Origin of the sequence: Bradyrhizobium sp. WYCCWR 13022, assembly GCF_030435535.1 — a bacterium.
In the GTDB taxonomy this organism is placed as follows: domain Bacteria; phylum Pseudomonadota; class Alphaproteobacteria; order Rhizobiales; family Xanthobacteraceae; genus Bradyrhizobium.
The window spans coordinates 1-26,519 of record NZ_JAUIZJ010000022.1 but is presented as its reverse complement, the minus strand read 5'-3'; the positions used below and the strand labels follow the sequence as shown (position 1 = coordinate 26,519).

Below are 26,519 nucleotides of genomic sequence, written 5' to 3'. Positions count from 1 at the left end.
CATGTCGTCCGCTCTGCGTGTCTCTGTCATCATGGTGCTGTTGCTCGCAGCTGTCGCGCTCGGGCTGATTGCGTATAATGTGAATCAGACGAAAGGACCGGTCGTCGCGGACGCAGTCGCGGAAAAGCTACCGACCGCACCTGCGACCGTTGGATATTTTGTTGCGACTCGTCCTCTCTCCAGGGGAACGCTGGCACGCGATGAGGATTTCGCGGTACGTCAGGTGGCACCGGATCGTGTCCCCGCAGGCGCGATCCTCGAAACGCCTGATACCAAGATAGGACTTCCCGGGTCGCTGGTTCGCAAGTTCGTCGAGGCCGGCAGCCCCATCACGTTGCAGGACATTCTGCGCCCGCGCGATCGCGGCTTCCTCGCCAGCGTGCTGGCTCCGGACAGCCGTGCCATCAGCATCAAAGTCGACGAGGAGTCCGGCGTCTCCGGCCTCGTCAGGCCGGGCGATCGTGTCGATGTCGTGCTGACCCAGGTGTTCGAGAAGGCTGATCCTGCTCGGCGCGCGATGAGCGAAACCGTTCTGCGCAATGTTCGGGTGATCGCGATTGATCAGGAGATCGTCCAGGGCGGCCGCGGAATCGCCGCCGTCGCCGGCAAGATGCCGCAGACCGTGTCGCTGGAACTGACACAGGAGCAGGTCAAGAAGGTCACCGTCGCAAAGCAGCTCGGAACGCTGTCCTTGGCGGTGCGGGCCGCCATCGACCAGTGGGACAAGGCAGACGCCGGCGCGATCTCGAGCTGCGACGTGTCGCCGGAACTCGCGCGCCAAAATGCGATCGCCGGCCAGAGAACGTCCGTGGTCGTTCATTCCGGCGGCGAGGTTAGGCAATACACGGTCAGGAAGCAGGACGCCGAAAGCGTTGACGCGGCCGTGAGCTGCGAAGGATCGGAGGCTGCGGAGCGCACCGCAAGCGCGATGGCCTATGGCGCCAGGCTGCCGGAGAAGCAGTGATGAACATGGCCGTGATCACTCCGTCCCAAGAAACGACATCCGTCGTCACGCGCAACCGGATCGTCTGCTTCGTCAATGACGAGGTCAGCGCCGGCGCTCTCGGCAAGGGCCTCGAAGGCAGCAACCTCTCGATCAAGCACGGCACGATCCGCAGCGCCATCAAGATGCTGGAGACGGACACCGACCTGTTCGCCCTGGTGACCGATATCAGCGGCATCGATGATCCCTTTCCCGAGCTCGAGCGCCTGGCCAGTGTCTGCCCGCCGGATGTCCGGGTGGCTCTGGTCGGCGACAACAGGGAAATCACCTTCTACCGTGCGCTGATCGATCTCGGCCTCACGGAATATCTTCCGAAGCCGCTCACGCGGGATATCGTCTTGGACCAGCTGCGCCCGAAGCTGCTGGGTGACGTGTCGCATGCTCCGGCCGATCGCGGCGGGCATGTGGTCTCGATTTGTGGTGCGCAGGGCGGCGCCGGTGCAACGAGTATCGCGATCAATCTTGCGCTGCAGCTGGCTGAGACCACCAAGGCCAAGGTCGCGTTGCTCGACCTTCATCTGCAGGGCGGTGAAACCGCGGTCATGCTGGGCGTTCGTCCGGGACCCGGCCTCCGTATTGCTCTCGAGAACCCGATGCGGGCCGACACCCTGTTTCTGGAGCGTGCTGCAATCGAAGTGAACGATCGGGTCTGCCTGATCTCCGGCGACGAAGAGCTCGATGCTAAGCTCGACATCACCGAGGCGGGCGTGCGGCACGTGCTGGGCTTGCTCCGCCAGCGCTTCAACTACATCGTGGTGGACGTTCCGGTGCCGTTCCAGGCTTCCATGTATCCGGTCATCCAAGTGTCCCGTCATGTGCTGGTACTGCTGGAGGCCGAGGTGACGGGCCTGCGCAATGCCCATGCTCTACGCAACGCCGTCACCAACATCGCCGGCAAGGATCGGGTCTTCACCTTGCTCAACCGAGCGAACCGACCCGGCGGTCTGCCCAGGGCGACCATCGTCAAGGCGCTGGGCGCGGAGCCGGACATGGTGATTCCGGACCTTGGCAAGGGAATGACCCAGGCCGTCAATCTTGGCGTTCCGGCTTTGAAGCACGTATCCGGGCTGCGGCGTCACTTGGCTCCGATCGTACGGGAGATCACCGGCGTCGGCTCCAAGGAAAAGAGGCGGTGGAAAAAGTGGCTGGGGCTATGAGGAAGTTCGGCAGGCGCCCGGACGAGATGCCGATAATTTTGCCGGCGCGCATGGCAGGCGCGCCGGCAGAGGAGACGGACGCGCCTGTGTTGCCGGCCCCGCCGCCAATTGTGCCAACCGTGATGTCATTTGCGCCGAACGGAGAGCCGCTGGCACTGTCCGTGTCGACGCAGAAGCGCGAGGAGCCTGCGACGGGGCGCCCGGTCATGCCGGCTTCGTTGCGCGAGCGGGTCATCGAGCAGATCGAACCGGCGGCGGCCGCGTCGGTTTCGCGTGAGGTCCTTCGGCGACAGATCGAGGAAATCATTCACGGCATCGCCAATCAGGACCGGCTTGAACTCTCCGGCCGCGAGCAACTGCTGCTGGCGGAGGAAATCGCGGACGACATGACCGGCTACGGGCCGCTTCGTTCGCTTCTGCTCGATGAGACCATCAACGACATCATGATCAACGGGCCGAGCAACGTCTACGTGGAACGGAGCGGCAAGCTGGAGCGGGTCGCGGTACGGTTCCGCGACAACGACCACATTGCCGCGATCGCGCAGAAGATTGCAGCGCAGGTTGGCCGACGTGTGGATGAATCCAGTCCGATGGTTGACTGCCGTCTCCCGGACGGCAGTCGCGTCAACATCATCCTGCCGCCGCTCGCGATCCACAGCCCCTGCATCTCGATCCGAAAGTTTCCAAGCCGGCGCTTGAACATTGCCGGAATGATCGCGAACGGATCCATGACTCTCGCGCTCGGACAGCTATTGGAGATTGCCTCCCGCTGCCGCCTGAACGTTCTGGTTTCCGGAGGCACGGGCTCGGGCAAGACGACAATGCTCAATGCTCTTAGCCAGTTCATTGACCACAGCGAGCGTATCGTCACGATCGAGGACGCGGCGGAGCTCCAACTGCAGCAACCCCATGTCATCAGTCTAGAAACCCGACCGCCCAGCCTCGAGGGTACGGGACAGGTTACGCAACGCGATCTATTGTGGAACGCCCTTCGCATGCGTCCGGATCGCATTGTCGTAGGCGAGGTGCGCGGTGCCGAAGCCTTCGACATGCTGCAGGCCATGAACACGGGCCACGATGGCTCGATTTCGACCGTGCATGCCAACAGTACACGCGATGCCCTAACTCGTGTCGAGAACATGGTTCAGATGGGGCAGGTCAATCTACCTTCGCGCGCGATACGCGCACAAATCGTGGCCGCTCTGGATCTGATTGTGCAGGTCGAGCGCATGCGGGACGGCCAGCGCAGGATCGTTCAGATCACTGAGGTGATTGGTCTGGAGGGAGAGGTGATCACCACCAATGACATCGCGCTGTTCGAGTACAAGGAGGAGGACGTGCACGGCCGGATATCGGGCACGTATCGGTCCACGAACGCAGTTCCGAAATTCAAGAGCCGTCTCGTCTATTATGGGCTTGACCGGGCCTGGGCCGATGCGATGAGGCAGATCTGATGTCGACGCCGTTGATCATCGTCCTGGTGCTGCTGCTGTGCGCGACGGTCAATACCCTGTGGCTCGACGCGCGACAGAGGCGGATGGAGCGCCGCGTCGAGATTGCTCTGCCGACGTCCGAGGCAGAAACCTGGGTGTCCATCCGTCGCGCGACAAAGGCGTCGCGTTGGGACTTGCTCTATCGGCTCGTCAATTACCAGGTTGACATCGTTTATGCCGTGCATCCGTCCCTGGTGTTTCTGGTTGGCGCGGTGGCCGCCGGGATGGTCCTTTATGGCAACCATCGCTTGCTGCAGTTATCCACGCCTGTGGTGTCGATCGCTGCCGGTGCCGTCGCCCTCCTGGTGGTGCGAGGCGTGTTCGGATGGCAGCGAAGCCGTTTCATCAACCTGCTTTTCCGCCAGCTTCCCGATGCAATACAGTTGGTCACCAGCACCGTTCGGTCGGGATTGCCCGTCAACGAGGCCTTTCGCACCATCGCGCGAGAGATGCCACAACCGACAGCCCGCGAGTTCGCGACAGTTTGTAGCGAGCTGAATCTTGGTAAGCCACCGGAAGAGGCCGTCGAAGGGATCTATCGGCGAACCTTGATTCCCGAATACGCCATGTTTGCGGTGACGCTTGCGGTCCAGCTCAAGGCGGGCGGCAGTCTGGCTGAAACACTGCAGACGCTGGCCGAGACCGTAAGCCAACGGGTTGCGTTGGCCGCACGCGCGAAGGCCCTCGCCGGAGAGGTCATCTTCTCGTCGCGTGCGCTCTCACTATCGCCGGTCATCATCGGCGGATTGCTCTACGCCATCAATCCGCAATCGATCGATCTGTTGTTCTATGATCCGACCGGAAACATGCTGCTGGCCTATGCGGCGGGATCGGTCATTGTCGGGCACTTCGTGATACGCTGGATGATCAGAAGGGAGACGGCCCTATGACTGCCGTCTTCGGTTTTGCGGCTCTTGCTACGATGGTCGCGGCTGCGATGTTCATCCTGATCATTCGCGAGGTGCATATCCGCGCGCTGGACGCGCGCGTTTCGAGTGCGGTGCTGGGCATCCCTCACCGCTCGAGCTCCGCGCAGGGCCTATTGGGCTGGCTTTCGTCGATAGGCGGCCGTTACAAACGTTTCTATGCGGAGGAGAATCTGGAAGAACTCCGGATGATCATTCGCTCGGCGGGCTTCAACCATTATCGAACTCTGCCGATCTGGATTGGCGCCAAAGCGGTTAGCATGTTTCTGTTTCCGCTCGCGGCGTTCTTCGCAACGCAGCTTCTCGGCAAACCGTTCCCGGACGTGATGATCTTCACGCTGTTCGGAGTGGTGGTCGGAATTATGGGGCCTCGCTTGGTGCTCTTTGTGTTGAAGCGGCGCTTTGATGCGGCCATCCGGCTCGGGACCCCGGATACCATAGATCTGCTCGTCGTCTGCAGCGAGGCGGGAATGGGCCTCGAAGGCGGGCTTGAGCGGGTCGCCGAGGAGATGAAGGAAACCAATCCGGAAATGGCCCAGGTCTTGCGCGGACTACTCGACGATCTTCGGATGTTGCCAAACCGCACCGAAGCATTCGAGAAGTTGGGCGCCAAGTCGGAGGGGCTTCGCCGCTTTGGAACAGTCATCGCTCAAAGCCTGCAGTACGGAACGCCGCTCGGGCAGGCTCTGCGCGGTATTGCCGCCGACCTTCGAAGGGAGCGCATCACCAAGCTGGAGGAGCGGGCGCATAAGCTCGGCGCCAAGCTGACGATTCCGATGGTGCTGTTCATGCTTCCGGCCATGTTCGTCATCCTGGGCGGAAGCCCATTTTTGCACCTCGCTCGTGCGTTCAAGTAGGTCATTTATGAGCAGCATTACTGTTTCGAATAGATCGAGTTACGAGCGGATCATGCAATTGCTCGGCGGCATGTGGTTCATGCTGCTGGCGCTCATCTACGCGATCAAGGTTGGATCGTTTTCCGATTCCTGGTCGATCGTCGTGTCGAGTTTCTGTCTCGCCAATTTCTACGTCTTGCTCGGGCTCCTGGTCATGACACGGCCGCCGGCAAAGGCGCATGCGGATGGCCTGATGCCGAGGGTCGCCGCATTCGTCGGCACCTATATGCCGTGGACGATCGGATTCTTCGCCGAGACTGACAAGGCGCTGCCGAATATTGCGTCTACCGCTTGCGTTTTGATCGGCATGGCCATGATGCTGTTCACGATCAGGCATCTTGGCCGATCGTTCAGCATCGTGCCGCAGGCGCGCTCGGTGGTGCAGACCGGCCCGTACCGATGGATCAAGCATCCGCTCTATCTGGTGGAGGAGATCGCGGTATTCGGCGTGGTCCTCAAGGTGCTTTCGCCGCTGACGCTGGCTTTGTTCGTGTTGCATATCGGCGTGCAGGTGAGCCGCATCTACTACGAAGAGGATCTGCTTCGGCGCAATTGCCCCGAATACGCGACCTACGAGGCCTCGCGCTGGAGATTGATACCATACGTCTGGTGAGGGAAGATGACTGGTCGGATGAGGCACAAGAGCGGCAGAGGTTCCTTTATCACGGATCAACGCGGCGCCGTCGCGTTCGAGATGCCGTTCGTCTACCTTTTTTTGATGATGGTGATCTTTCTGCCGCTCGCTGATCTCGCCGTGGCCGGCTACAAGTACATCTCGGCGTTCGCGGCATTGCGCGCGTTTGGTCAGTCGATTCTGTATTCGCCGCCACCCGACGTCACGAACGCGTCTAGTTGGTCGTCGACCGCACTTGCCAAGGCCGATAGCAACTATCCGATCTCCAGCATTAAGCTCATTTGCGGCGACAGCAATGCTGTTTGTGCTTCCGGAAACTCTGATCCGTCGTTGGCAAAGTGGTACGTGTACTCGACAACGATAACGTTGAGCCCGATGGTATTGTCGTCGGTGTTGTGCACGAGCACCACTGGCAATGCCTGTTCGTTCACGCTGACTTACTCAGAGCGATTTCAATAGGTGTCCCATGCGTAACGTGCTTAGTTGCCGTCGAGGGTCTGCTGCGTTCGCGACTGTGATCGCATTGGTGCCGTTGATCGGGGCTATGGCGTTGGGGGGCGAGGCCGCATCCTGGTACGTGACCAAGCAACGCGCTCAGGGCGCCGCCGATGCGGCCGCCTATTCGGGCGCCCTGCGGTTGGCGTGCGACAAGGCTCCGCAACCTGGCGTAACTTGCAGCAATACGCAGTCAGTCGACTATCGCGGAAAGCAGGTTGCAGCTCAGAACTCGTTCTGCAATTCGGGTGACACGTCCTATCCGGGCGCCACGTGTTCCACCAGCCTTCCGCAAGGGGTCTCGAAGTCGGTGCAGATCACCACGCTGGGGTCGTGGAACGGAACTGCAGGAAATTACGTGCAGGCCACCATCAGCCAGCAGCAGCCGGCATACCTGGCTCAGTTGCTTGGCTTATCGACGATCAATGTGGTTGCGAGCGCGGTTGCCGGCGTTGATAGTTTGGCGAAGCCTCCATGTGTGCTGGCTCTGAAAGACCCTGTTACGTTTCAGGGCAGCGCTAACGTATCCTCACCAACGTGCGGCATTTCGTCGAACAGTACAGCGGCGAACGCGATCGGCTTCATTGGCAATGCGGGCATCTCGGTGAATGCGCCAAGCTACACGGTCGGCAGCTGTTCTCAGACCGGCGGGAGCCAGTGCACTGGCGTGAAAACGTATCAGCAACCGATTCCGGATCCGCTCAGCGCGGTGGCCACGGCGATGGCTGCGCTAAGTACGAATGATTTCCCGAACAAAGCTTGCAGCGGCTCCACCGCCGTCTCGTATGAAGCCGGTGCTTGTTACAACTCCGGCAATCCGACGTTCCCGTCTAAAATGAGCGGCACCTACTATTTTACGGGGAACGTCAAGCTTAATGGCAGTCCAACCATAACAGGGACGGCGACCTTGATTTTTTTCGGAGGGGCATCTTTCACCGTTACCGGAACCCCGACCATTCAACTGACGGCGATGACGTCGCCCACCGGGCCATCGACACTGTCCGCAACGGTGAAGGCTCTGATGACCAAGCTTCTCATCTATGATGACGAGGCCTATACGAAGCAAGGCGTCAACATCAGTGGCACCTCCACGAGCTATTTCAATGGCACAGTTTATGTGCCTAAGACGCCTGTCACGTATGGAGGCAACTCGTCGGGTGCCCCCAGTTCCGGTTGTTACCAAGTCATAGCCTACGCTGTGTCATTCACCGGCAGCACGACGCTGGACAACTCTGGATGTGTTGGCTCTGCGGGTAGCGGGTCGGCTGCAGAGCCGAATATCCAAACCGTGCGTCTGGTGCAGTGATGAGAAAGCTCGACCGGCGCGGGGTTGCCGCCTTCGAGTTTTGCCTCGTCGGCGGATCCCTGTTCGTCCTGATGTTCGCCATCTTCGATTTCGGACGATATGCGATCACGCTGCAATCGTTGCGCATGCTTGCCAGCGCCGGGGCGCGGGCGAACATCGTAAATTGCTACACGCCCGCGGTCATAGCGGGCACATCGCCATCCGCTTGTACTGCTGACTATCTGTCGGACTCGGACAAGCAGGCCATTGTTCCCTTCCTGTACAATGGCGGTCTTGCGCCGACCGTGAGCACCACCGCGTCTGCGTCTGCGCTGACCGTTACGGCGTCACAGTCGGGCTTCACTATGCTGGTGCCGGTGTGGGGCTCGGCCCTGAACGCGCCAAGCGCCTCCACCAAGATCCCGTTCTAGTTGTAATCGAGGCTCCCGGTGGATCGTTGGCGGTGCAATAGCACCTGGCGCAGGGGCAATCGCGGCCGGCGGCATGCTCTAAAGGCGCAAGGAAAAGTGGTGCCCCCGGGCAACATTTAACAGTTTTCTGCGGTGTTTACGCACTGCAGTCGAGGTCCCGCCTTGCCAATTCGGCGCATGATTGATGATGATCTTCGCTGGCGCGTTGCGCGGCCGGTGACTTTAATCCCGCGAGGGGACGATCAATCTGCGGCGCAACTGCCGAAAAGAAAATGACCGGTAACGGTTTGTAGTGGAACGAATTGTAAGCTCTGTGGCGTTGCGTGCGAAGGAGTGTTGCTAAGGCGCCCGGGAATACATTTTTGGGGCAGCCGCAGAATGCGGCAAGGGGTTTCGAGATGGGTGGCGGTCGCGTTTTCATGGGGCCCGGTGGTAGGCGTTTCGCCCTGAGCGTTTTGGCTCTGAGCGCAGGATTTGCCTTGGCAGGTTCCGCGGATCACGCCAGCGCAGCCGACCGGCGGGTGTCCGGCGGTGGCGTGTTCGTCAGCGAGATGAACGACGTCCAGCGCATCAAGGTGATCGTCAACAAGTCCAGGACCTTCCGGGTTGAGCAGGCCTTTGCCACCATCGTGGCTGGCTCGTCCGACATCGCTGACGTCAAGTCGTTGAGCGACCACCTGATCTACATCCAGGGCAAGCAGACCGGCACCACCAACGTCATTCTGTTCGATTCCGCGATGAAGCAGATCGGCATCCTCGATGTAGAGGTTTCGATCGACACCAACAGTTTGCAGCAGAACATCCGCGCCAGCACCGGCTCGCAGGGTATTCGCGTCTCCTCGTCGGAGGGGCAGGTGGTGCTGAGCGGGACGGTGGTCGATGCCGTCGCCGCCGAGCGGGCGATGGCGATCGCCACCGGCACGGTCGCCAAGGGGGGCACGGTCGTCAACGCGATGAGCGTCGCAGCGCCGCAGCAGGTGATGCTGGAGGTGCGTTTCCTGGAAGCGAGCCGCAATGCCGGTCGCGAACTCGGCATGAACCTTTATGCGGCCAATGCCAACGGGTCGAATATTGCGAACTCCGGGCTTGGGGGGCCGAATTCGATCAATACGAACAGCGGCCGGGTCGCGATGCCGAACGTCACTCCTCCAGCCGGCACGATTCCGTTGCTTGGAACGGCGGGGACGCTCATCGGGGCCGCGGGCGGTGTCGCCCCAACACCGTTCGGAAGCCTGCTGACCAGCATCCTACGAACCAGCAACGGCAGCTCGGTCGACTTGCTCATTTCAGCGCTGGAAACGAAGGGGCTTGTTCGCCGGTTGGCGGAACCGAACTTGACCACGCTTTCCGGGGATTCCGCTCGCTTCCTGGCGGGCGGCGAATTTCCGGTTCCAATCCCCAACACGACGACGAACGGCTTTCCGACGGTCACCATCGAATACAAGAAGTTCGGTGTCGAACTCGCTTTCGTTCCGACCGTCCTCTCGCGTGGCGTGATCAACCTGCGGGTCGAGCCGTCGGTGAGCGAGCTTGATTTCTCCAACGCAGTGACAATTCAAGGAACGACGATTCCGGCGCTCACGCGCCGCGACGCACGCACCACGGTTGAGCTGCGCGACGGCCAGAGCTTTGCCATCGCCGGCTTGCTCCAGACCCGCAACCGCCAGGACGTCTCGCAATTGCCTTGGATCGGCTCGGTGCCGGTTCTCGGTACGTTGTTCAGCAGCAAGTCCTACCAGCAGGAAGAAACCGATCTCGTCATCATCGTCACGCCGCGTCTGGTTGCGCCGGCGGCGCCGGGGCAGCGACTGGCCTCGCCGCTGGATTCACGTCTGCCGGCCAACGACGTCGATTTCTTCCTCAACGGCCAGATGGAAGTCCGCAAGCGCTACGACGACTACGTCAATTCCGGCGGTGAGGTGAAGGGGCCTTACGGCCACATCATCGCGCCCGAGATTCGGACGCCCGTTCCGCCCCCCGCCGCGGCTGCCGACCAGCCCGTCGTGAAAACCCTCAACTGAAGGACGCGGGAGATGACCATCAGGTATCTGGCTCTGTGCGCGCCCTTGCTGCTCGGAGGATGTTACGGGCTCGCGGGGCATGACGAGGTGGACCGCTATTTCCAGCGCTCCGACACCATCACGATGAGCGCCGGCGACGCCAAGCAGGTCAACGCCGTCACCCACACCATCACGCCCTGGCCGCGCTATGTCGGCGACACCAGGATCGCCACCGACGCGCGTCGCGCCGGCGCTGCCGTCACCCGCTATGGCAATATCAAGCAGCCGGTGGATCAGCTTCCCGATATCAGCGATGCGACGAAGCAAATGGGGGTACGGCCCACACCGACCCAGACAATCGACGTGCAAGGATTGGGAGCGGGTGCGTCCGCCGGTGTCTCGGTCCCGGTGGGCGGAGCGGGTGCGGGTAGGTAAAAAAATGAACTCTTTGGACGATTAGCTACTGTGCATGGGGTTGTTTTGCAGAATTTGGCTGCGGGCTGGCTTAGCTTTCGGGAAGCCGGCGGGGGACAAGGATCGATGCGGCGTCTCATCATGATGCTGACCTGTTGCTGGTTGGGGATCGGCCTTGCCGGGTGCGACTACACGGTGAGGGAGGCCGCGATCGTGGCGCCTGTCGATCCGCCGGGTGGCGATCCGGTGCAGGAGCCGACCGACGTCAAATATTACCCGTCTGACGAGCCGGTGCGGCTCGGGCTGGAGCAGTTCAACCGCGGCAATTACGGCATCGCCAATCGCTATTTCCGGGACGGCGTCGAGAAGGCGCCGAAGGACCTGACCGCGTGGACCGGCCTGGCCGCGAGCTACGATCGCTTGCACCGCTTCGACCTGGCTGACCAGGCTTACGCACAGGCGATTCGCCTCGGCGGCGAGACCGTGCAGATCCTGAACGATCAGGGTTATTCCTACATGCTGCGTGGCAATCTGAGCGCGGCGCGTCGCAAGTTCGAGAAGGCCTATTCCCTCGACCCGGAAAATCCAGTCATCGTCAACAATCTCGAGCTCCTCAACGGCAGCCGGAGATTCATTGAGCGGCCTCCGAACAATCAGCCGTAGGCCGATTGCCTCTCAAAAGAAGCCTCTAATCACATTCGTTCTTGGCCTCTCGATGCCGTAGATGTCGAATTGGCCAGATCACGCTATTGATGATGTCCACCCGTTCGGCTGGCACAAGGCCCGTCGCTGGATACTCGTCGGGTTTTGGAACGCACGCCGTGCCGAACAAAAAGTCCCAGAAGGGAAAGAAGGCGGCAAAATTCTTGTCCCGATGCTCCATGAGAACCGAGTGATGGATGCGATGCCATTGCGGGTTGTTGATCCATGTCACAAATCGACCGAGCGGGATGCGCACGTTTAGGTGCGCACAAGCGTCGGGAATGAAGAAGATAAAGCCCGTGGCGATGGCCATATCTGGCGGGATCCGAAACAAGATCGCCAGAATTGGAAGAAATGCGTCAGCCAGCACTCTCTCAAGCCAATAATGTCGGGCGCCGGTAATGAACGTAACCGCGTTCGCGCTGTGATGGAATGAATGCATAGCCCAAAGGAACGGGATGGCGTGCTGGAGACGATGGAATGTGTATTTATAGAGATCGAGCGCAACCACGACGCACGCCAGAGAGGCGTACCACCAATAGCCTTCCGTCGGTAAGTGTATCCAGCCAAGTCCGGTATAACTCGCAATGGTACCTGCAATACTTGCCGCGATCGGAGCGAGTAGGCTGGACAATCCGACGCTCACGATGGCCGCAAGCCAGTCATCCCGGAACTCGGAATTGGGAACGTCCGCGATAGGCCATCTGTTCTCAATCCACCTACTGCCGTAGATGGCTCCCAAGAGCAGAGCCAAGTAGAAAGCGGTACGCGTGACCTCACTCGACATCACTAACGACTCGTCCATTCAAGGCGGTGTTCAATCTCTAGAGTGAGCTTTAGACGCTCACGGAAGGCTAACTTTATTGATAAGCCGGACCAAAGACCGGGATGCAATTTGCCGTCTGCATAATCAAAGTTTAATAGTTCCCTATACCTTGAGAGAGCGCAAGTTATGTTGCGTGATTTAAGACGCTTAGTTGCCCAGGCGACTAAAGGACATCGTTAGCCTCAGCGCGCACCCGCGATAATTACCAAGTTGTTCAATACCGGCGTACTGCAGAACGCCACGACGATCGCGATGTTGTAGGGGTTGTTGCTTCGCCAAAGCAACCACATCATGAAATAGGTCAGAGTTAGTTTAGGGATCAGCCACCACACTCCAAGCCACGTTTGAGCAATATGCATAAACGGGTTTAGTTCGTGCAGGCCGAGATTCAGGATCACGTTTGTGGTAAAGAGGTCGGCGATCCCCAGAAACAGGACGGAAAGAACCAAGAGCGTCTTGATCAGATTTGCCTCGACCTTCGGAGCCGAAGACGACTTTTTGCGTGGCGCCACGATGGTCTGATAAGCGAAAGCGACTCCTTCGAGGGCGTTCTGCTGAAACCACATTTGTGCGTCTAGCTTTGTGGCGAAGACCCTCAGATGTTGTGGATCGCCAACCTCCTTGCTCGTGTCTGTATAGATCCAAACCTGCATCTCACAAACTTCTCCGGACAGCGATCTGATTCTAGACAGGCGAAGCCAGTCTAGAGAGTATGATGCCCAAGGGGACCGCAAGCGGCAACTGGCGATCGTAGCAATTCTTCATTTGCTACCGTAAAACGTTCTGGCTTGAAGATGTCCGCCCGGTCACGCGCGGGAGCAAGGCCAATCTTCGCGGTAAGCGGCCAGCGACGCGGTGGATGGATGGCCAGACAAAAAGCGGCAAGCTTCTGTGCTCTGAGTCATTGATACTTCGGCGGTACCGGTGTCGTCGAGATGTTCCCGGGTGAACGTTGCGGACGCCCGGCAGAAATTGAAGGATCGGTGGACAGATCACATGAGGTCCGGCGCCGATGGCACGATCGGCAAAAGGCGCCGATTTCGTTGTCGAATGGTCGTCGGCGCTCCCGCCGACATGAGGCTAACTTGAGAAAATTCCAGCATAGGCTGGCCTTGCTTCGAGGCACGCTTCGGTAAGAAAGTCGAACTTCCGCTGCCGCACAATGGAGCGTCATAGGAAGTTATGCCGAGGCTGCGACGACTGGCTTCCCGCAGGGTCGTTTCCACTGTAGGGCTCACTTTTTCTTAAGGGAACCACAGTAACCTGGGTTCATTGGTAGGCCAGTGAGGCTGAAATGAACCGCATTAAACCAATCTTGATACTTTCGGTCCTGCTGCTGGGCTGTGCTGACCTCGCCACGACAAACAGGTTTCTAGAACTCGGGCTTCACGAGGCAAATCCGATCATGGAGTGGAGTCAGACCTTGCTGGGCCAGTGGTGGTTGATACCCAAACTGGCAGCCACGGGAGTTGTCGCAGCCCTTCTTTGGCGCGCCAAGAACGTCTACAACGTCGCACTCGTAGTCGCGTTCCTCGCCACCCCCGTGATCAACAATCTGCTTCTCATCGCGGGCGCAAACTAAGAGTTCGAAGTCGAGCGCTGTCCGGCCAAAATTTTCCGCCGCTTCTTCTGGCGGCGCTTCAACCCTTCGAAGTCTGAGCGCGACGTTCTTACGGACGATTAGTTTGCATCAACGTACTTGTTCGCTCGCGGCCCCCTTGACATTACGAGCCGGAGAGCCGCGCGGACGCGGCTTGCCGTTGGATTTCGGCCGAACGTCGTAGACCGCCGTCAGGGCGACTATCCAGCCAGAGGGATCGCGCAACCGCGAGCGGCTCGATTCCGCGCCTCATCCACCAGTCCGTCTCCTTGCCGGCGCGATGCAGCTCGCGATGATGTGCTCGGCATAGCGGCACCGTGAACTCATCACTAACTTTTTGTCCAATTCCGTGATCCTGCGCGAACTTGAGGTGATGCGGGTCGCTCGGCTCGCGGCCGCATACCAGGCAGGCTTGCTGGGCGACGAACCTTAAGTGGTGGCGATCACGCTGTCGCAAGGGTTTTGAAATTGCGAACGCACTTGAGGCAGCGTCCGCGTTTTGGTCTGGATTGGTTACTATATCAGCTTCAGAGGAGCCTGACGCCGACGTGGGCATCCGCAATGCAGTCAATCGCGCGTCAAAAGCTTCGCGGAGCCGCTCGGCATCTTGCAAGCGAAGCGTATTTACTGCGGACCACGACCGGAATGCCCACTTGTCGAGTTCGTCCAGGGTCGTCAGTGATTCCAGTTCGACCATCATCTGGCCCTCCAGCTCTAACGAGGCTTTGGCAGACAACGGCTTGGTCAATATGCGCGCCGCGTTCGCTTTGGGCGCAGGCCTTTGAAAAGCGCTTCCGTTCAGTTTGGGGGGCGGAGCGGGTCTTCGGTCTTCTGAATCCCCATCGGTTGGGCTCGCGCCATTCGGACTGCTTGAGCGCGACGCTGGGATCGCAAGATCCGGTGCATCGAGATCATCCTCCCCGGCAATACCCACCAAAGTGAACAGGCCGTAGCGGCGCGCATACGTCAGCGCTGCGCCCATCCGGTGCGGGGCGGCTGTTTCGGTGACCGGGCACACCGGCCAGTCGGAGGCGATCCATTCGCCGGAAGCGTGGAGGAGAGTAGTCGTCAGTTTAATTAGACCCGTCTCGAGCTCAATCGCGGTGGCTTGCACTGTCGCGATTTCGTGCTTTGTGAGGCATTTACGGACGATTTCAAGCCCACTGGCGAGCGAGGCATAGCGGAAGGTGCGCGGCTCCTCGCGGGGAAAAGGCGAGACGATGGAGGCTGTCAGCGCCTTTTCAGGGTTTTCAAGCTCGGCCTGCGCTTTGGCAAGCGCTCCGGCAATTTGGCTCATGGTCTCACTTGATCGCTGCATAAGCTTTCTCCGGTCGGACGTGCGATGCTCTTTAATTGGGGTTAGACAGCGCAGAAGGGCTTAACCGACCGCGATCAGGTCAAAAGTGATTGCTCCGGATTTGGAGCGCTTAGCCCGCAAGCCGTGGCCAGTCGCCTCCTTGGCATCCTCCGGGACAAGCGCCTTCAATTCTGTTTTCGCCCGTTCGTGCTCCCCGGCGGCTTCACGGGTCTGCCGATAGACGGCCGCGAAGTCGGCCCAGGAGTTTGAGTTGCTCATGTCGACCACGCGGACTGCTTCAAGGCGCGGCCGCGGTGGTTCGATGCCGAACAGATGGGGTGGTTCACCGGTCTCGACACAGCGCCAGAACTTCTTTTCAGCCGACAGCAGCAGGTGCTGGTAAAGCGGATCGGCCGAAACGGTCATTTCTACCCACTTGCCGCCTCCAGTGATTATGGACAACACCGCCTTGCGCGACGCCGTCACCCACATATTGTGCTGCAATTGAGCCATGTGCTTTTCTGCGGCCGCCTCCTCGGAAAACGACCAGGGCAACATGAATTTGGCTTCGAACACGGCGCTGGTGGCCTCGATCCGCCCATCGAGCGTTGCTGCCATCCACCGGTGGATCGGATGAAACATCCGTCGCTGCACATCCACGACTATTTCGCCGGTGTTCTTCTCGTACCAGCGCCGGTTTAGATCCTCGGTCGCATTGCCTAATTGGACCAGCAGCTCCCCCGTCAGATCCGGTGGCTCGACGTCGCCGCGTTTTTCTCTCCAGAGCCGAAACAGGGCGGCTTGGTCTTTGCCCATGATGATGCGGGCATCCGAACCGCCAATGAACCCGCGGCGATCAACATGTACGGCGATACTATGTGAATTTCTCTTCCGCTTCATCGGCTTCATCCTTATTGCTGTGTTAGCGTGACCTGTGATTCTGCCACATGTGATAAAAGCACAATTTGATGCCTGTGACAAGTGCACAAGTTAGAATGGCGCGAGCGGCGTTGGATTGGACTGTTCGAGACCTCGCAGAAGCGACTGGTCTTCATCGAAACACGATCAACAACATTGAGGTGGGACGCTACGCAGGTGATCCGAAAACGCTCGAACTCATTGAACGAACTTTGAAAGCTGCCGGCGTTGATTTCATCGACGAAAACGGCGGAGGGGTTGGTGTCCGACTTCACAAAGGGAGCAAGCAGAAGCTGACATCAAAGTAGATGGCTCCCGCAACCTGCGGAGCCATCCCCAATGAACCCCCTGGTTCACGATAGGAGATTGCATCAGCTTAGGCAGCTCTCCGGAGCACTACAGTACGGCGGTAGCGGGACAGCCGTCGAAGCTGGACCTGCGAGCCTTCGGTCCAACGGGCAGACGCTGGGCGTGAATGCGCTCTCTCGCCGGTTTCGCAGAATCGGACTTCGCTGCGTCTCTGGGGCGTGTTTGGGCTTGCGGGGATCGAGCTGGTCGCCGCTCGAGTTGAACCCATTGCCGCAGTCGATATCGCGCGATCTCGCAAGCCTGAGAGGATAGATCGAGCAGCTTGAGCAGAGATAGCGCGACTATCGGCGAGCAGCTCAGGCCAACCAGAATCAATTCAGCCCCACCGTTGCCAGACTTTCCGAACAAGTGAACGCCAACCAACTGATTCGTCTGGAGCCGATGCGGCGCGCAGGAAAGTCACGCTGTCGCCGCGGACGACAGCTTCCGCCACGCCGAACCGCATGCCCTTGTCGCCGAAACCTAAGGCGGCTGCCGGTAAGCCGAAACCCTCGCCGTCCTCGCTAGTCCCGCTTCGGGGGCGGGTACGTCGGCGGGGGGACGCCGTGAAATTACGGCAGCATGGTTCACCGTAATAGAACGGAATCCACATGGCACTTAAGTACCGGTAGGGTACTGATGCCGGGGCTGGCATTTCATGACCGACAAGAATTTCAACCGGCAAGGGGCCGCTCTTTGAGCGGCCCCTTTCAGTTGGAGTTTGGCCGTCGAAAGGTCGCCCGCCTCCGGCAAAAGGCGCAATGGAGGCGGGCTAAGGGCACTATGCGGCGGCGGGCCCCCGGGGCTGGCAAGGCGACCCCCGCGCGCGATGGAACCGTAGCACCGTGGAACCCTGCCGGAAATCCGCAGTAATACCGGAACAGCAACTCGGCTGCCCGAGACGGTCGTGCGTGAACCCTGCGCCACACAAAGGTGATGCTGTTAAACAGCGGATTTGCGTGATTTTACGCCGTGCATTTACTGGAATTTACGTTTTTATTACTGTTGCGAGACTGCTTTCACTCTTGCAACCAATGCGGTCTATTCGACTGTCTAGCGGCTCCCAACTCCGGTGCAGCGAGAGGTCGGCAGCCGTAACGCCGTTGAGCGTCGCGACAACGACTCTTGCTCGTCGTTGCCGGAAACCGGCAGGGTCATTAGTCTTTTTTGAATCTTTATCTCGCATCATCGCGTGGACGCGCAGTTTAGCGGCGCTCTGTTTCGAGACGGGCGCGGTCCGGGATTTATCAGAGCTTGTTCGCGTCGGCTGGCGCAACTTTTTTGTGCCGGCAGGCCGTACCCGAAACGAAAATTTCAGATACGGGTTTTGATCCGGTATGTCTGGTTCTTTACCAACCGAAAAACGTGGTGCGGCACGGGTCGAGTTCTCGCGCGGTATCGATGTGCACATGGTGGCCATCGACGGGACATGGAGCCGTCAATGTCAGATGACCGACGTGGCCGATTCCGGAGCGAAGCTCAAGGTCGACGGCTCGATCGAAGGTCTTGCACTGAAGGAGTTCTTCCTGCTCCTGTCGACGACCGGTGCCGCCTTCCGTCGCTGCGAGCTGGCATGGATCAATGGTGACCATATTGGCGTGCACTTCCTGCACGGCAAGAATTCGAGCAAGGTGTGAATCGTCCGTGGAGGAACGTCGTAAACAGCCCCGCGCGACAGTTGACGAGGTAGCCTACATCGCCGGCGACGGGTCCAGCATGCGATGCCGCGTGGTCAGCCTGTCGAGTCAGGGCGCCGCTATCGAAGTGCCGGATAGAACTTTTATCCGACCTCGTTTTAGCCTGATGCTGGAGAAGGATCGCATCATCAGGGCTTGTCGTGTCGTCTGGTCGAGCGAGAATCGCATCGGCGTGGAATTCCTGGATTAAGGCTGCTAGTTCACGGTCAGGTCTGCACGCGCGCTTCTCGGACCCCAACTGGAGGCTGCCCAGGTCGACCATAGGCAGCCAGGTTGAGCCTGACCTCTGCGGCTCCCGCGCTGGTCGTCGGTTCGGTCGATGGCAAGATTTAATCTTTGCCGACCAAGATTTAGGCTTGCATCAAGGGAAAGTCTGGGCAAGCTTAAAAAGCCGCTGGGCATATTTTAGGCTGCGTATATTGGAATTTATGTTCTGTGCCGATCGAATTTCTGCTCTGGACTAACCTTCGGAATTTTATAAATGAGAACGCTGCTGATCATTCTTGCCATTTGGCTTCTTATTAACGTTCTCTTCGTCGTCGTGATGATTCCGCCGCACAAGTCGCGTCGTCGGGGTGTTATCGCGGGGATGACCGCTGGGCCGTCGGAAACGCACGCCGAAAGCGTTTCTCTCCGGCACGCCATTATCGCAATAGCGCTCGATGTATTCTTCTCGCTGACGCCCCCGTTTATCGAAGCCTACGATGCGATCAGAGGATTGGTCGGGAAGCGCCGATCCAAATCGAAAAAACCCCTCGATCCTTCCGACCGTTGAATTGCAAGCGGAAGGGGAGGCGGCTGACGGAAGCGGCCGTCAGATCCATCGCGATGCCGCCGCGCCCCAAAACCGTAACGGTCGTGTCAGTTCACCAGTATTGATTCATGCGATACGGCCGGGGAAGTTCGCCGTGGTAATAGATAATTCCCGGTCCTGCCACACGCCGATGGCGAAAGCCTGAGCGGGAAAGCTCGACGGCGATCGCTCGCACGTCGTGGCCAGCAGAAGCAGGATATTCGTAGCGGAAGGTACCGCCGTCTTCTGCAACGGGACTGTTCGGCCAATAGGTCGACGAGCCCCAGCCGTATCCCAGTCCCCACACGTTGTCGACGGTCGGAAGCCCGCCCGTTCCGTTCCGACTTCCGCCCGCGAGGGCGGATCCGGTTGTCACGATGGTGCCGAGGCCAAGAAGCGCGGCAACCGCCAATATGCGTGAAGTACCTTGCATCGCATTTCTCCTCTCAGGTCAGACGTCAAGAAAAAGGAGTAGGGGAAAGTTAAATCTAGCTGCTCTTCCACGACGACGGAAGCGGATAGGAGCGCGTCCGGAGAAACCTTGAAAACGCGAGTGGCTTGACTTCGTGGAATCCGTGTCGGCCAAAGCGCAATTGGGCGCTGTTGTCTTTGGCCGCGCGTTCAGCGCCTGGGTACAAGGTTTCGTGGGATCTGCCCGTAGGCTTGATGTCGACTGTGATGTTTGCAGTCCAACATCCCGGCGTGAACATTGCTGGCGCGTTAGCAGTTGCAAAAACGATAACGCTTGCCTTGGTTGGTCGGATCGATAGTCTTTGACACTTTAATGACGTCTATTTCAGCACTTTTGGGGCTCCCAAGTGACGAACGATACCGCTGTATTTGATGCGTTACGCTTCGATCCGCGTGAAGGCGAAAATATCGCAACGGGCCGAATAGGGACCCGCGAAGCTATTGTTCGAGACGGTTTGCTGGTTGATCCGAGTACGCTCGCTTATTGTCCCCATCAATGGATTGACGACAGCGGCTATCTCAATCTCGATCTCACGAGACAATTCCCTTACTCGCTTGCACTTTGACGGGTCGAGATTGCTTTCGAAAAGGGATGGTGCCTGCTGCCGCTTGAAGCAATCGTTCTAAGGTTTCGATGACGAAGGATCTTTGGCGTCCAGCCAGAGCCGAACGCGAATACCGAACCGCTTGTCAGCTCTAGCTTGCGCTGAAACGGTGGCCGGTGAGGTCAGTTCGGCCCAAGGACGGCGTCGACCTGACGGCTGTCCCGTCTGACGATGAGGATCGCCCCATTGCGGATCGCGAATTTCGCGCCAAGCAATTTCGGCACCTTCTCTGTAACCGGGGAAGGAAAGGGTATCGTCGTCCCGACGATCGGATCGCCAACAGCCGGTGCCGCGGCGGAGCCGATGCCTGGCGCGGGCTTGATATATTCGCGAACGAGTTGGATTTCTTCGCGTGACAGCGAGAGCGGGGCTTGTGGGGGCGGATTGTCTGCTGTCCGCTTGCTCCGTTCTTCCCGCGCCTTTTCTTCGGCCTGCCTGGTTTTCTCTGCCAGATCAAAGCGTGAAAGCTTGTCCTTCAGCGGCGATAGCTCGCGCTGCAGAGTGGAGATTTCTGTCTCCAGGGACCGGATCTGTCTCAAGGCGATTACAGCGCCGGCGCAGATGATCACGACCAGCAGGCTCACGAGCGCGATAACGATTCCGTTGACGTTGGCTCCCTGGCTGATCGTCCGTGTTTTCGGCAGATCGTCCTCGATGTGCCGCCGCCAGAGCGCCCCCATGCGATGGAACTGCCGCGCAACTGCGCCGAACGTCCGGGCCCGCCAATCGGGATTGTTTCGCGCTGGATCGGGTTCGCGTGAAATGAACTGCTGCCGGGCCATCGCCGATGGTGGAGCCCTTGTCGGCGGCGGAACGACCGCCTGCGGAGCAGCCGTCGCCGCAGCCAGGTCCGGTGGGATCGGCTCGGCCGAAGCTCGAGATGCGTCGTCCTCGTCGTCGGTCGCGGCAGCTTCGGAGGCTTTGGAGGCGTCGGGTTCGACCTCTTGGCGGAGGTCGAGGTTGAATATTCTCGAGCGTATGTCAGCGCCGACCAGGTGGTCGATGATCTCCAACGAATTCGCTTGGGCAAACGAGCGATCGGGGAGGCCCTCGACGACTGAGCGGCCGGCCTCGGTGATTTCCAGACTATCGCCATCCACGACGGCGAGGCCGGCCTCGATCAGCTCGCTTCCCGCTGAGACCTGCTGCTCGACCTGCTCGTCGAGTTGTCCATCCTCGCTCGCTTCGAGCTGCCGGTCGAGCTCGGCGAACGTGATCCGTCCGTTCGGACGACTGGCAAGTGCAACAAGAATGGCAAGATTGGCTTGCACGGCGACCACGATGATCAAGCTGGACGTCAAACGAGATGCAACGAGCAGACGACTGAACGGCGCTCGACTATTCGGCGATTAGGGCCTTGATTGAAATCGCCTGCTTTGGCACTGTCGCGCATTAGCTCGTGAAGATCGAGGGCAACATGCCAAAATTGCTGGCCGCGGCCGCCACTTCCCTGACTGTGATGTTCGTTTCAAGCGCCGCGCATTGCGGCCCCTATCCCTTCGGAGACGAACCGTATCGTCTCGATTTCGGTTCCGAACCGCAGATTGACGCCGCCTGCTGGAAGTGGAATTGGCAGCAGTATCAATGGAATAATTACTGCCCGGTCTACGTCCAGCCCAAGGCGTATATGTATCCGAGGTCGCAGGGCGTCGTGCTGCGCACCAAGGGATAGCCAACGCGCCGTAGAACTCTCGTCTCAATGGGCGAGAGTGCAGGCGATTTGGGTGTGCGTTCCGAAGTTTAGCAGAGCATTTTCGCGGAAGCCGTCGAGCCAGACGCCCCGTCCGGCATAACGGTAGCCGACGCCCATCGGCACCATCCGAACATGCGCACCGCCATGTCCGCCGGTGTGCAGAGTTGCGGTAACGACCTCGCCGGCAACCGAGACTGCGATTGGGCAAAGCGGGTACTGTCTGCCGTTCTCACAGACAAACACCAGGTCGCTGCAGCTTCCAACGGGGCCCGATGTCACCAGGCCCAAATCGGCGGCGCTGGCGGCGCTCGTACCGACCGCCAGACCTAAAAAGATCGCTGCCCCAAGAAACCCCTTGAATCTGCTCTGCATCGCGGCCCCCAATGGCGAGAAATATCCGACCAAAAGAGCAAAAATGGCGTCAAAGGTCAATCAGCAGCGCTTCGTTTTGCAACGCGCCGAACCAGGCATGGGGGCAAATCGGCGCGTCACGACAATTTGCGCGGGGCTGGGCATCGACCATTGGTCCACGAGACCCTTTGGAACCAGCGGACGCCGGAAACCTGAGAACTCGCCAAGGCTCGTGCGAGAATCTCAGGATAAACTCGATTTAGCTCCTCGGAAATTGCCCGCAAAAAAGCTTTAGTTGCGCCCACGACATCGATCATCGCGATCGCGAAGGCCTGTTCGGGAATCGCCTTACATTTATCGAAGTACCGCCGCCTCGCGGCAGGTCTGTTTGGGCGTTTAAAGGGCCTCATGATCTCTTCGGCCACTGTGACTGAAATGCCGCGGTCGGCAGAATTAATGGCACATAAGTTCCCTTTAAGTGCTCGGACGGTCCCTCCGTAGTGGCGCGTGGTTGACCGGCCGTCTGCGCCCGTGACAAGAAGTCGCGTGGGGAGCAGGGGTGGTCACACGCGATTCGAGGCACTGCCGATCAGGGCATGCGAGTTTGCCGTAATTTAACGGGGCGGCCGTATTGTTAATGTTTGCTTTACGGCGGTGCGTGAACCTGCGGCAATGATTTCGACTGTGCGGCTATTCCGCCGGGGACCAAGCGAGCAGGTATGGAGACAATGAGCACAGGCCGCCGTTCAATTCTTGCAGCCCCTTTCATTCGTTGCGCCGCCGTGGCGTTTCTCATGACCTCGATCACGACTGTAGCCAGGGCAGATGAATTTGCGGGGCCGACCTTCCGCAAGGGTCTGTGGCACTTCGTTCGTACGCTCGACATGATCGCCCATCGCAAGTCGAAGCAACGCTTGCTCGAGCGGGAGTTGACGGCCTGCGTCGATCCGACCGTCTCGATGAAGGCGACGTTCTCGTCTCCCTCGGTCGGCAGCTGCGTCTCCGCGCGGCCCGAAAAGAAGAACAATCAATACACGTTCGCAAACCGTTGCGATGTCATGGGACCCGTCAGCACGGTGATCACAGTTCATAGTGACGAGTCCTACACTGAGCAGAATGAGCTCAGCGAAGGACAGGTGCCAAGGGTCGAACTGGTGGTGGCGCATCGGATCGGTGATTGCGGAACAGACACGGCGCAGGTTTCTTCTGCGAAGACGCTCTCTCACTGACGCCACTGTGCCATCTGGCGCGAGTTGTCGCGCCGAAATGGCGACGGGCACTTGCGTCGGTCTCGAAAGCGCGGAAATATCCCCGTGTTACGGGGATGAGGCGCGTGATGAGGTCGTTGGCCGAGATCGTTTGCTTTGCAGGGCTGTATGCCTTGGTCGGCGCCGCGGCGGCCCAGGGCGCGCAGCCGCCCGCGGCGCACTCCGCCTTGAGTGAGCTCGTCAAGATCGACTCATTCCAGGCGACGCGGCGAGCTGACAATTATGGAATTGCCAGTTTTGTGCTTTCCAACGGCACAGACAACAAGATCGACAGCGTTGAGCTGACTTGCTGGATGGATGGGGATCGAGACCGCGCCACGACAGTTTTGGTGTGGGCCAACCAGCCTGTCGCCGCGCATGCGAGCTACGAGTTCAAGAACGTCAATATCGGCGTGGTTGGACCTAACGCTCGCAGCGAATGTGAGGTCACCCGGGTGCAATAGCTTTAAGCCCGGGTCGATGGACGGTCTGTCGATATTGCCTTTGGTCCCGGGTCTGGACTGCCGCTAGATCTTCTGACCGCCAGGTCCCACGACACTGACCGTTATCTTTTGGATCTCGGTTCGACCGCCAGCATATTTGACCTCGATGGTCAGCTGATCGTTGCCTGTAAAATCCGGAGGGGATTTGTAGAACGCAATGTATGCCGGCACTTCCAGTGCCAGGCAGGCCTTGTAGTTGGTCGCCTTCACCTTGCCGGACTTTACGACGACCTTTCCCGAGGTCGGAGAGGTTGCCAATCGGATGGTCGGAAGCGGGCCGGAGGTGCAATCGGGCCTGACGTTAATGTAAAGCCCGATCTGAGTGTCCTTGTTCGGTAGTGCCTTGATCGTGCGTTCAACCGTCTGCAGATCTGGCGCCGGCGGATTTTGAGCAGCCGCGCTCTGCAACCCGAAAAGTCCCGCCAGCACGGCTGTTACGAGTAACTTCCTCATCTTTTGCTCCAGCTGCCGCCCTAGGACTGGAACGACATTGCAAAAACGGCGAGCGATTTCGCCCCGTTTTGCGACATGTCGCGCGCCGCGCGGCCCTTTACCACATCCTGATCGAAAGTATTGATTAACCAAATAGTTTTCTTGACCCCCGCGGGGGTTAACAATAGCTTAAAGATACACTTCGACGTAAATTTACCTGCAATTTTCACTTCACGTTCTTTTCGCGGAGAGATTTCATGAACGAGCAGTTTCGGGTTGCCCAGGCTACTGGTGCGGGAAATTCGAACAACGCATCTCCGCCGCGCATCTTCAAGCTGACCAAGCCATTCGCCGACCAGGCGGTGGTGTTGAATCTCGGATACGACCAGAAGGTTCAAGTCGACTTTTCGGCTATTTCGAATGAAAAGATCACCCTCGTCCATATTGGCGAGAAGCTGATCATCCTTTTCGACAATCACTCCACCGTGACGGTCGAGCCGTTCTTCGACTCCCGGCACGACCAGCTCGGCAATCTCACCATCGAGGTCGCGCCAGGCCGCGATCTGACGGTCGCCGAGTTTGCGAGCGCGTTCCCGATCATCAACGATCCCTCCGCGGCTTCGGCCGTTCTCCCCGCGGCCGGCGATGCGCTTGGGCAAAACAACGCGCAGGCCAGCGGCGCGAACTTCAGCCCGTTTACGGTCGACCCCCTGCCGCCGGTACCCACCAACACCCTGGCTCCTCAGGAGGAGTTGCCGACGTTCCAGGTTGATTTCCCAACCGGCTTTGTGTTGCAGCCGACGACCCCTCCCGCGCCCACGATCTCGCTCGGAACCCTGCCGGAACTGGTGGTCGATGAGAGCTTCCTGACGGCTGCGACGAACGGCATTGACGGCTCTGGGACTGGTCCTGCAGGGACGACGGTAGCTTCAGGATTGTTGCCCGTCACGCTCAACGTGCCCGGCGGGCAGCAGTCCCTGGCCTTCGCGCTGTCGATCAGTGCGCCCGGCGTGGACACCGGGCTGATCGATTCGCAGACCGGAAATCACGTGTACTTGTTCGTGGAGAACGGAGTCGTGGTCGGCCGTGAAGGCAAGGATGCGGCTGCGGCGGCCAGTGGCCTGCAGGATTTCACGGTGTCCGTCGATGGCAGCGGCAAGCTGACGCTGACGGATCTGCGCTCGGTACATGAAGGTACGGGCGAGAACGGCGACGTGAGCGAGGGCACCCATGTGCCCGCCGGCCTCATCTCGCTGACGGCCACGGTGACGGACAACAGCAACCAGAGCTCGAGTGCGAGTGCTGACGTCGGCCCGCATCTGACGTTGCAGGACGATGGTCCGTCGATCCAGGTCGTCCTGGACGGTGAGGAGCGGTTTATTCCGAACTTGACCGTCGACGAGAGCAACCTGACGGCTCTGACCAACGGCATCGACGGATCGATCCACAACGGCAACAACACGGCGACCGCGTGGTTCGGCGGCATTTTCCAGGCGGTGACTGGCGCGGACGGCGTGGCGGATCCGCAGCATCCGATCAGCTATGCGCTGTCGATCGATGCCTCCAAGTCGACCGGCCTGGTGGACTCGCAGACCGGCGAAAATGTCGTGCTGGTGATGAACGGCACGACGGTGGAAGGCCACACCGCGTCGAGCAACCTTCTGGTGTTCACGCTGTCGGTCGACAGCAATGGTTTCGTGACCTTCACGGATGACCGTGCCGTGAAGGAGCCCGACGGCACAAATCCGGATCTCAACGAAGGCATCAGCATCGCCAGCGGTGCGGTGACGCTGACGGCGACGATCACCGATAATGACGGCGACACGGCGAGCACGGGCATCGACCTCGGCAAGCAAGTGACGTTCCTGGATGACGGTCCGAGCATCGTGGTCAACAACTCGGTCGAGCCTGTGGTTGCGGTCGACGAGAGCTTCCTGCCGAACGGCTCGACGCCGAACGCGGCGCTGACGTCCGCGACGGGCAATTTTGCCGGCGCGTTCACCTCGGTGCAGGGCGCCGACGGTGCGACGATCGCCTATACGCTGGGCGTGTCCGCGCCGGGCGCGAACTCGGGTCTGACCGACTCGCTGAGCGGGCAGAGCGTGCTGCTGACGGTGAACGGCAGCGGCGTGGTCGAGGGCCGCACCGCGATCGGCGGCGACCTCGTGTTCACGGTGTCGGTGGGCGGCACCGGCGTGGTGACGCTGACCGAGTTCCGCTCGGTGCATCAGAGTTCGGTGGACAGCCCGAGCGACATCAGCGAAGGCATCAGCCTGAACAACGTCGCCAACCTGGTGACGCT

At 59.6% G+C, this 26,519-nt stretch carries 30 protein-coding genes; 22 read left to right on the top strand and 8 right to left on the bottom strand.

Annotation, left to right across the window (positions count from 1 at the left end; all coding sequences use genetic code 11):
* The first annotated feature begins 1 nt into the window (after position 1).
* From cpaB to QY049_RS26840, 12 genes are all read left to right on the top strand, one after another.
* A complete protein-coding gene (gene cpaB, locus QY049_RS26895; protein ID WP_301270205.1) occupies positions 2-964 on the top strand; it encodes a Flp pilus assembly protein CpaB in 963 nt (320 codons plus the stop codon).
* Complete coding sequence (locus tag QY049_RS26890; RefSeq protein WP_301270204.1) at positions 964-2,160, top strand: AAA family ATPase; 1,197 nt, start codon at positions 964-966, stop codon at positions 2,158-2,160. The genes cpaB and QY049_RS26890 overlap by 1 nt, the downstream gene beginning before the upstream one ends.
* On the top strand, positions 2,157-3,614 hold the full coding sequence (locus QY049_RS26885) for a CpaF family protein (protein ID WP_301270213.1): 1,458 nt from the start codon (positions 2,157-2,159) through the stop codon (positions 3,612-3,614). Before QY049_RS26890 ends, QY049_RS26885 begins: the two co-directional genes overlap by 4 nt.
* The gene (locus tag QY049_RS26880; RefSeq protein WP_301270203.1) at positions 3,614-4,543 is read left to right on the top strand and encodes a type II secretion system F family protein; all 930 of its coding nucleotides are present in this window, start codon (positions 3,614-3,616) and stop codon (positions 4,541-4,543) included. Before QY049_RS26885 ends, QY049_RS26880 begins: the two co-directional genes overlap by 1 nt.
* Entirely contained in the window at positions 4,540-5,436 is an 897-nt protein-coding gene (locus tag QY049_RS26875; protein WP_301270202.1) for a type II secretion system F family protein, read from the top strand. The genes QY049_RS26880 and QY049_RS26875 overlap by 4 nt, the downstream gene beginning before the upstream one ends.
* 52 nt (positions 5,437-5,488) lie before the next feature.
* Positions 5,489-6,088, top strand: a complete 600-nt coding sequence (locus QY049_RS26870) for an isoprenylcysteine carboxylmethyltransferase family protein (RefSeq protein WP_301270201.1) — start codon at positions 5,489-5,491, stop codon at positions 6,086-6,088.
* Positions 6,089-6,106: 18 nt separating this feature from the next.
* Complete coding sequence (locus QY049_RS26865) at positions 6,107-6,568, top strand: hypothetical protein (RefSeq protein WP_301270200.1); 462 nt, start codon at positions 6,107-6,109, stop codon at positions 6,566-6,568.
* A gap of 7 nt (positions 6,569-6,575) precedes the next feature.
* Positions 6,576-7,910, top strand: coding sequence for a pilus assembly protein TadG-related protein (locus QY049_RS26860; protein ID WP_301270199.1), 1,335 nt, complete (start codon positions 6,576-6,578; stop codon positions 7,908-7,910).
* The gene (locus tag QY049_RS26855; protein ID WP_301270198.1) at positions 7,910-8,320 is read left to right on the top strand and encodes a TadE family protein; all 411 of its coding nucleotides are present in this window, start codon (positions 7,910-7,912) and stop codon (positions 8,318-8,320) included. Before QY049_RS26860 ends, QY049_RS26855 begins: the two co-directional genes overlap by 1 nt.
* Before the next feature lie 398 nt (positions 8,321-8,718).
* Positions 8,719-10,341, top strand: coding sequence for a type II and III secretion system protein family protein (locus QY049_RS26850; RefSeq protein WP_301270197.1), 1,623 nt, complete (start codon positions 8,719-8,721; stop codon positions 10,339-10,341).
* A gap of 12 nt (positions 10,342-10,353) precedes the next feature.
* Complete coding sequence (locus QY049_RS26845; protein ID WP_301270196.1) at positions 10,354-10,755, top strand: hypothetical protein; 402 nt, start codon at positions 10,354-10,356, stop codon at positions 10,753-10,755.
* Between the two features lie 105 nt (positions 10,756-10,860).
* Positions 10,861-11,397, top strand: a complete 537-nt coding sequence (locus tag QY049_RS26840; RefSeq protein ID WP_301270195.1) for a tetratricopeptide repeat protein — start codon at positions 10,861-10,863, stop codon at positions 11,395-11,397.
* Positions 11,398-11,422: 25 nt separating this feature from the next.
* On the opposite strand, the gene QY049_RS26835 is transcribed toward QY049_RS26840, so the two are convergent.
* Both QY049_RS26835 and QY049_RS26830 read right to left on the bottom strand, forming a co-directional pair.
* The gene (locus QY049_RS26835) at positions 11,423-12,223 is read right to left on the bottom strand and encodes a sterol desaturase family protein (protein ID WP_301270194.1); all 801 of its coding nucleotides are present in this window, start codon (positions 12,221-12,223) and stop codon (positions 11,423-11,425) included.
* A gap of 221 nt (positions 12,224-12,444) precedes the next feature.
* Positions 12,445-12,915, bottom strand: a complete 471-nt coding sequence (locus tag QY049_RS26830) for a DUF5658 family protein (RefSeq protein ID WP_301270193.1) — start codon at positions 12,913-12,915, stop codon at positions 12,445-12,447.
* A 641-nt stretch (positions 12,916-13,556) separates the two neighbouring features.
* On the opposite strand from QY049_RS26830, the gene QY049_RS26825 reads away from it, so the two are divergent.
* Positions 13,557-13,844: a DUF5658 family protein gene (locus QY049_RS26825; protein ID WP_301270192.1), complete on the top strand. Its 288-nt coding sequence runs from the start codon at positions 13,557-13,559 to the stop codon at positions 13,842-13,844.
* A 142-nt stretch (positions 13,845-13,986) separates the two neighbouring features.
* On the opposite strand, the gene QY049_RS26820 is transcribed toward QY049_RS26825, so the two are convergent.
* Together QY049_RS26820 and QY049_RS26815 are read right to left on the bottom strand one after the other, a co-directional pair.
* Positions 13,987-15,159, bottom strand: coding sequence for an ERF family protein (locus QY049_RS26820; RefSeq protein WP_301270191.1), 1,173 nt, complete (start codon positions 15,157-15,159; stop codon positions 13,987-13,989).
* 81 nt (positions 15,160-15,240) lie between these two features.
* Positions 15,241-16,059: a YqaJ viral recombinase family protein gene (locus QY049_RS26815; RefSeq protein ID WP_301270190.1), complete on the bottom strand. Its 819-nt coding sequence runs from the start codon at positions 16,057-16,059 to the stop codon at positions 15,241-15,243.
* 68 nt (positions 16,060-16,127) lie between these two features.
* Between QY049_RS26815 and QY049_RS26810 the strand changes: the two genes are divergently transcribed.
* The 4 genes from QY049_RS26810 to QY049_RS26795 all read left to right on the top strand — a co-directional run bounded on the left by QY049_RS26810 (position 16,128) and on the right by QY049_RS26795 (position 18,897).
* Complete coding sequence (locus QY049_RS26810) at positions 16,128-16,385, top strand: helix-turn-helix transcriptional regulator (protein WP_367401202.1); 258 nt, start codon at positions 16,128-16,130, stop codon at positions 16,383-16,385.
* A 1,377-nt stretch (positions 16,386-17,762) separates the two neighbouring features.
* Positions 17,763-18,062, top strand: coding sequence for a PilZ domain-containing protein (locus QY049_RS26805; protein ID WP_194481884.1), 300 nt, complete (start codon positions 17,763-17,765; stop codon positions 18,060-18,062).
* A gap of 7 nt (positions 18,063-18,069) precedes the next feature.
* Positions 18,070-18,312, top strand: a complete 243-nt coding sequence (locus tag QY049_RS26800) for a PilZ domain-containing protein (protein ID WP_194481885.1) — start codon at positions 18,070-18,072, stop codon at positions 18,310-18,312.
* Between the two features lie 291 nt (positions 18,313-18,603).
* Positions 18,604-18,897 carry a hypothetical protein gene (locus QY049_RS26795; protein WP_301270189.1) on the top strand — a complete coding sequence of 98 codons (294 nt, stop codon included), beginning with the start codon at positions 18,604-18,606 and terminating at the stop codon, positions 18,895-18,897.
* 91 nt (positions 18,898-18,988) lie between these two features.
* Here the strand turns inward: QY049_RS26795 and QY049_RS26790 are convergent, their stop codons facing one another.
* Entirely contained in the window at positions 18,989-19,348 is a 360-nt protein-coding gene (locus QY049_RS26790; RefSeq protein WP_301270188.1) for a hypothetical protein, read from the bottom strand.
* A gap of 385 nt (positions 19,349-19,733) precedes the next feature.
* Here QY049_RS26790 and QY049_RS26785 point away from each other — a divergent pair, with 385 nt between their 5' ends.
* Positions 19,734-19,952, top strand: a complete 219-nt coding sequence (locus tag QY049_RS26785) for a hypothetical protein (protein ID WP_301270187.1) — start codon at positions 19,734-19,736, stop codon at positions 19,950-19,952.
* 161 nt (positions 19,953-20,113) lie between these two features.
* Here the strand turns inward: QY049_RS26785 and QY049_RS26780 are convergent, their stop codons facing one another.
* On the bottom strand, positions 20,114-21,280 hold the full coding sequence (locus QY049_RS26780; RefSeq protein ID WP_301270186.1) for a hypothetical protein: 1,167 nt from the start codon (positions 21,278-21,280) through the stop codon (positions 20,114-20,116).
* A gap of 110 nt (positions 21,281-21,390) precedes the next feature.
* Here QY049_RS26780 and QY049_RS26775 point away from each other — a divergent pair, with 110 nt between their 5' ends.
* Positions 21,391-21,663, top strand: coding sequence for a hypothetical protein (locus QY049_RS26775; RefSeq protein ID WP_258766311.1), 273 nt, complete (start codon positions 21,391-21,393; stop codon positions 21,661-21,663).
* A 24-nt stretch (positions 21,664-21,687) separates the two neighbouring features.
* Here the strand turns inward: QY049_RS26775 and QY049_RS26770 are convergent, their stop codons facing one another.
* Complete coding sequence (locus tag QY049_RS26770; protein WP_301270185.1) at positions 21,688-22,116, bottom strand: hypothetical protein; 429 nt, start codon at positions 22,114-22,116, stop codon at positions 21,688-21,690.
* A 713-nt stretch (positions 22,117-22,829) separates the two neighbouring features.
* Between QY049_RS26770 and QY049_RS26765 the strand changes: the two genes are divergently transcribed.
* Together QY049_RS26765 and QY049_RS26760 are read left to right on the top strand one after the other, a co-directional pair.
* The gene (locus QY049_RS26765; RefSeq protein WP_301270184.1) at positions 22,830-23,264 is read left to right on the top strand and encodes a hypothetical protein; all 435 of its coding nucleotides are present in this window, start codon (positions 22,830-22,832) and stop codon (positions 23,262-23,264) included.
* 116 nt (positions 23,265-23,380) lie between these two features.
* On the top strand, positions 23,381-23,746 hold the full coding sequence (locus QY049_RS26760) for a hypothetical protein (RefSeq protein ID WP_301270183.1): 366 nt from the start codon (positions 23,381-23,383) through the stop codon (positions 23,744-23,746).
* Positions 23,747-23,809: 63 nt separating this feature from the next.
* On the opposite strand, the gene QY049_RS26755 is transcribed toward QY049_RS26760, so the two are convergent.
* Positions 23,810-24,238, bottom strand: coding sequence for a hypothetical protein (locus QY049_RS26755; RefSeq protein ID WP_301270182.1), 429 nt, complete (start codon positions 24,236-24,238; stop codon positions 23,810-23,812).
* 236 nt (positions 24,239-24,474) lie between these two features.
* On the opposite strand from QY049_RS26755, the gene QY049_RS26750 reads away from it, so the two are divergent.
* Positions 24,475-26,519: DUF5801 repeats-in-toxin domain-containing protein (locus tag QY049_RS26750; protein ID WP_301270181.1), on the top strand; the 2,045-nt coding region annotated here is incomplete at its 3' end.

Excerpts from the sequence above, each read along its gene's own strand:
- cpaB (WP_301270205.1), top strand. The coding sequence starts at position 2 with ATGTCGTCCGCTCTGCGTGTCTCTGTCATCATGGTGCTGTTGCTCGCA.
- QY049_RS26890 (WP_301270204.1), top strand. The coding sequence starts at position 964 with ATGAACATGGCCGTGATCACTCCGTCCCAAGAAACGACATCCGTCGTC.
- QY049_RS26885 (WP_301270213.1), top strand. The coding sequence starts at position 2,157 with ATGAGGAAGTTCGGCAGGCGCCCGGACGAGATGCCGATAATTTTGCCG.
- QY049_RS26880 (WP_301270203.1), top strand. The coding sequence starts at position 3,614 with ATGTCGACGCCGTTGATCATCGTCCTGGTGCTGCTGCTGTGCGCGACG.
- QY049_RS26875 (WP_301270202.1), top strand. The coding sequence starts at position 4,540 with ATGACTGCCGTCTTCGGTTTTGCGGCTCTTGCTACGATGGTCGCGGCT.
- QY049_RS26870 (WP_301270201.1), top strand. The coding sequence starts at position 5,489 with ATGCAATTGCTCGGCGGCATGTGGTTCATGCTGCTGGCGCTCATCTAC.
- QY049_RS26865 (WP_301270200.1), top strand. The coding sequence starts at position 6,107 with ATGAGGCACAAGAGCGGCAGAGGTTCCTTTATCACGGATCAACGCGGC.
- QY049_RS26860 (WP_301270199.1), top strand. The coding sequence starts at position 6,576 with ATGCGTAACGTGCTTAGTTGCCGTCGAGGGTCTGCTGCGTTCGCGACT.
- QY049_RS26855 (WP_301270198.1), top strand. The coding sequence starts at position 7,910 with ATGAGAAAGCTCGACCGGCGCGGGGTTGCCGCCTTCGAGTTTTGCCTC.
- QY049_RS26850 (WP_301270197.1), top strand. The coding sequence starts at position 8,719 with ATGGGTGGCGGTCGCGTTTTCATGGGGCCCGGTGGTAGGCGTTTCGCC.
- QY049_RS26845 (WP_301270196.1), top strand. The coding sequence starts at position 10,354 with ATGACCATCAGGTATCTGGCTCTGTGCGCGCCCTTGCTGCTCGGAGGA.
- QY049_RS26840 (WP_301270195.1), top strand. The coding sequence starts at position 10,861 with ATGCGGCGTCTCATCATGATGCTGACCTGTTGCTGGTTGGGGATCGGC.
- QY049_RS26835 (WP_301270194.1), bottom strand. The coding sequence starts at position 12,223 with ATGTCGAGTGAGGTCACGCGTACCGCTTTCTACTTGGCTCTGCTCTTG.
- QY049_RS26830 (WP_301270193.1), bottom strand. The coding sequence starts at position 12,915 with ATGCAGGTTTGGATCTATACAGACACGAGCAAGGAGGTTGGCGATCCA.
- QY049_RS26825 (WP_301270192.1), top strand. The coding sequence starts at position 13,557 with ATGAACCGCATTAAACCAATCTTGATACTTTCGGTCCTGCTGCTGGGC.
- QY049_RS26820 (WP_301270191.1), bottom strand. The coding sequence starts at position 15,159 with ATGAGCCAAATTGCCGGAGCGCTTGCCAAAGCGCAGGCCGAGCTTGAA.
- QY049_RS26815 (WP_301270190.1), bottom strand. The coding sequence starts at position 16,059 with ATGAAGCGGAAGAGAAATTCACATAGTATCGCCGTACATGTTGATCGC.
- QY049_RS26810 (WP_367401202.1), top strand. The coding sequence starts at position 16,128 with ATGCCTGTGACAAGTGCACAAGTTAGAATGGCGCGAGCGGCGTTGGAT.
- QY049_RS26805 (WP_194481884.1), top strand. The coding sequence starts at position 17,763 with ATGTCTGGTTCTTTACCAACCGAAAAACGTGGTGCGGCACGGGTCGAG.
- QY049_RS26795 (WP_301270189.1), top strand. The coding sequence starts at position 18,604 with ATGAGAACGCTGCTGATCATTCTTGCCATTTGGCTTCTTATTAACGTT.
- QY049_RS26790 (WP_301270188.1), bottom strand. The coding sequence starts at position 19,348 with ATGCAAGGTACTTCACGCATATTGGCGGTTGCCGCGCTTCTTGGCCTC.
- QY049_RS26765 (WP_301270184.1), top strand. The coding sequence starts at position 22,830 with ATGACCTCGATCACGACTGTAGCCAGGGCAGATGAATTTGCGGGGCCG.
- QY049_RS26755 (WP_301270182.1), bottom strand. The coding sequence starts at position 24,238 with ATGAGGAAGTTACTCGTAACAGCCGTGCTGGCGGGACTTTTCGGGTTG.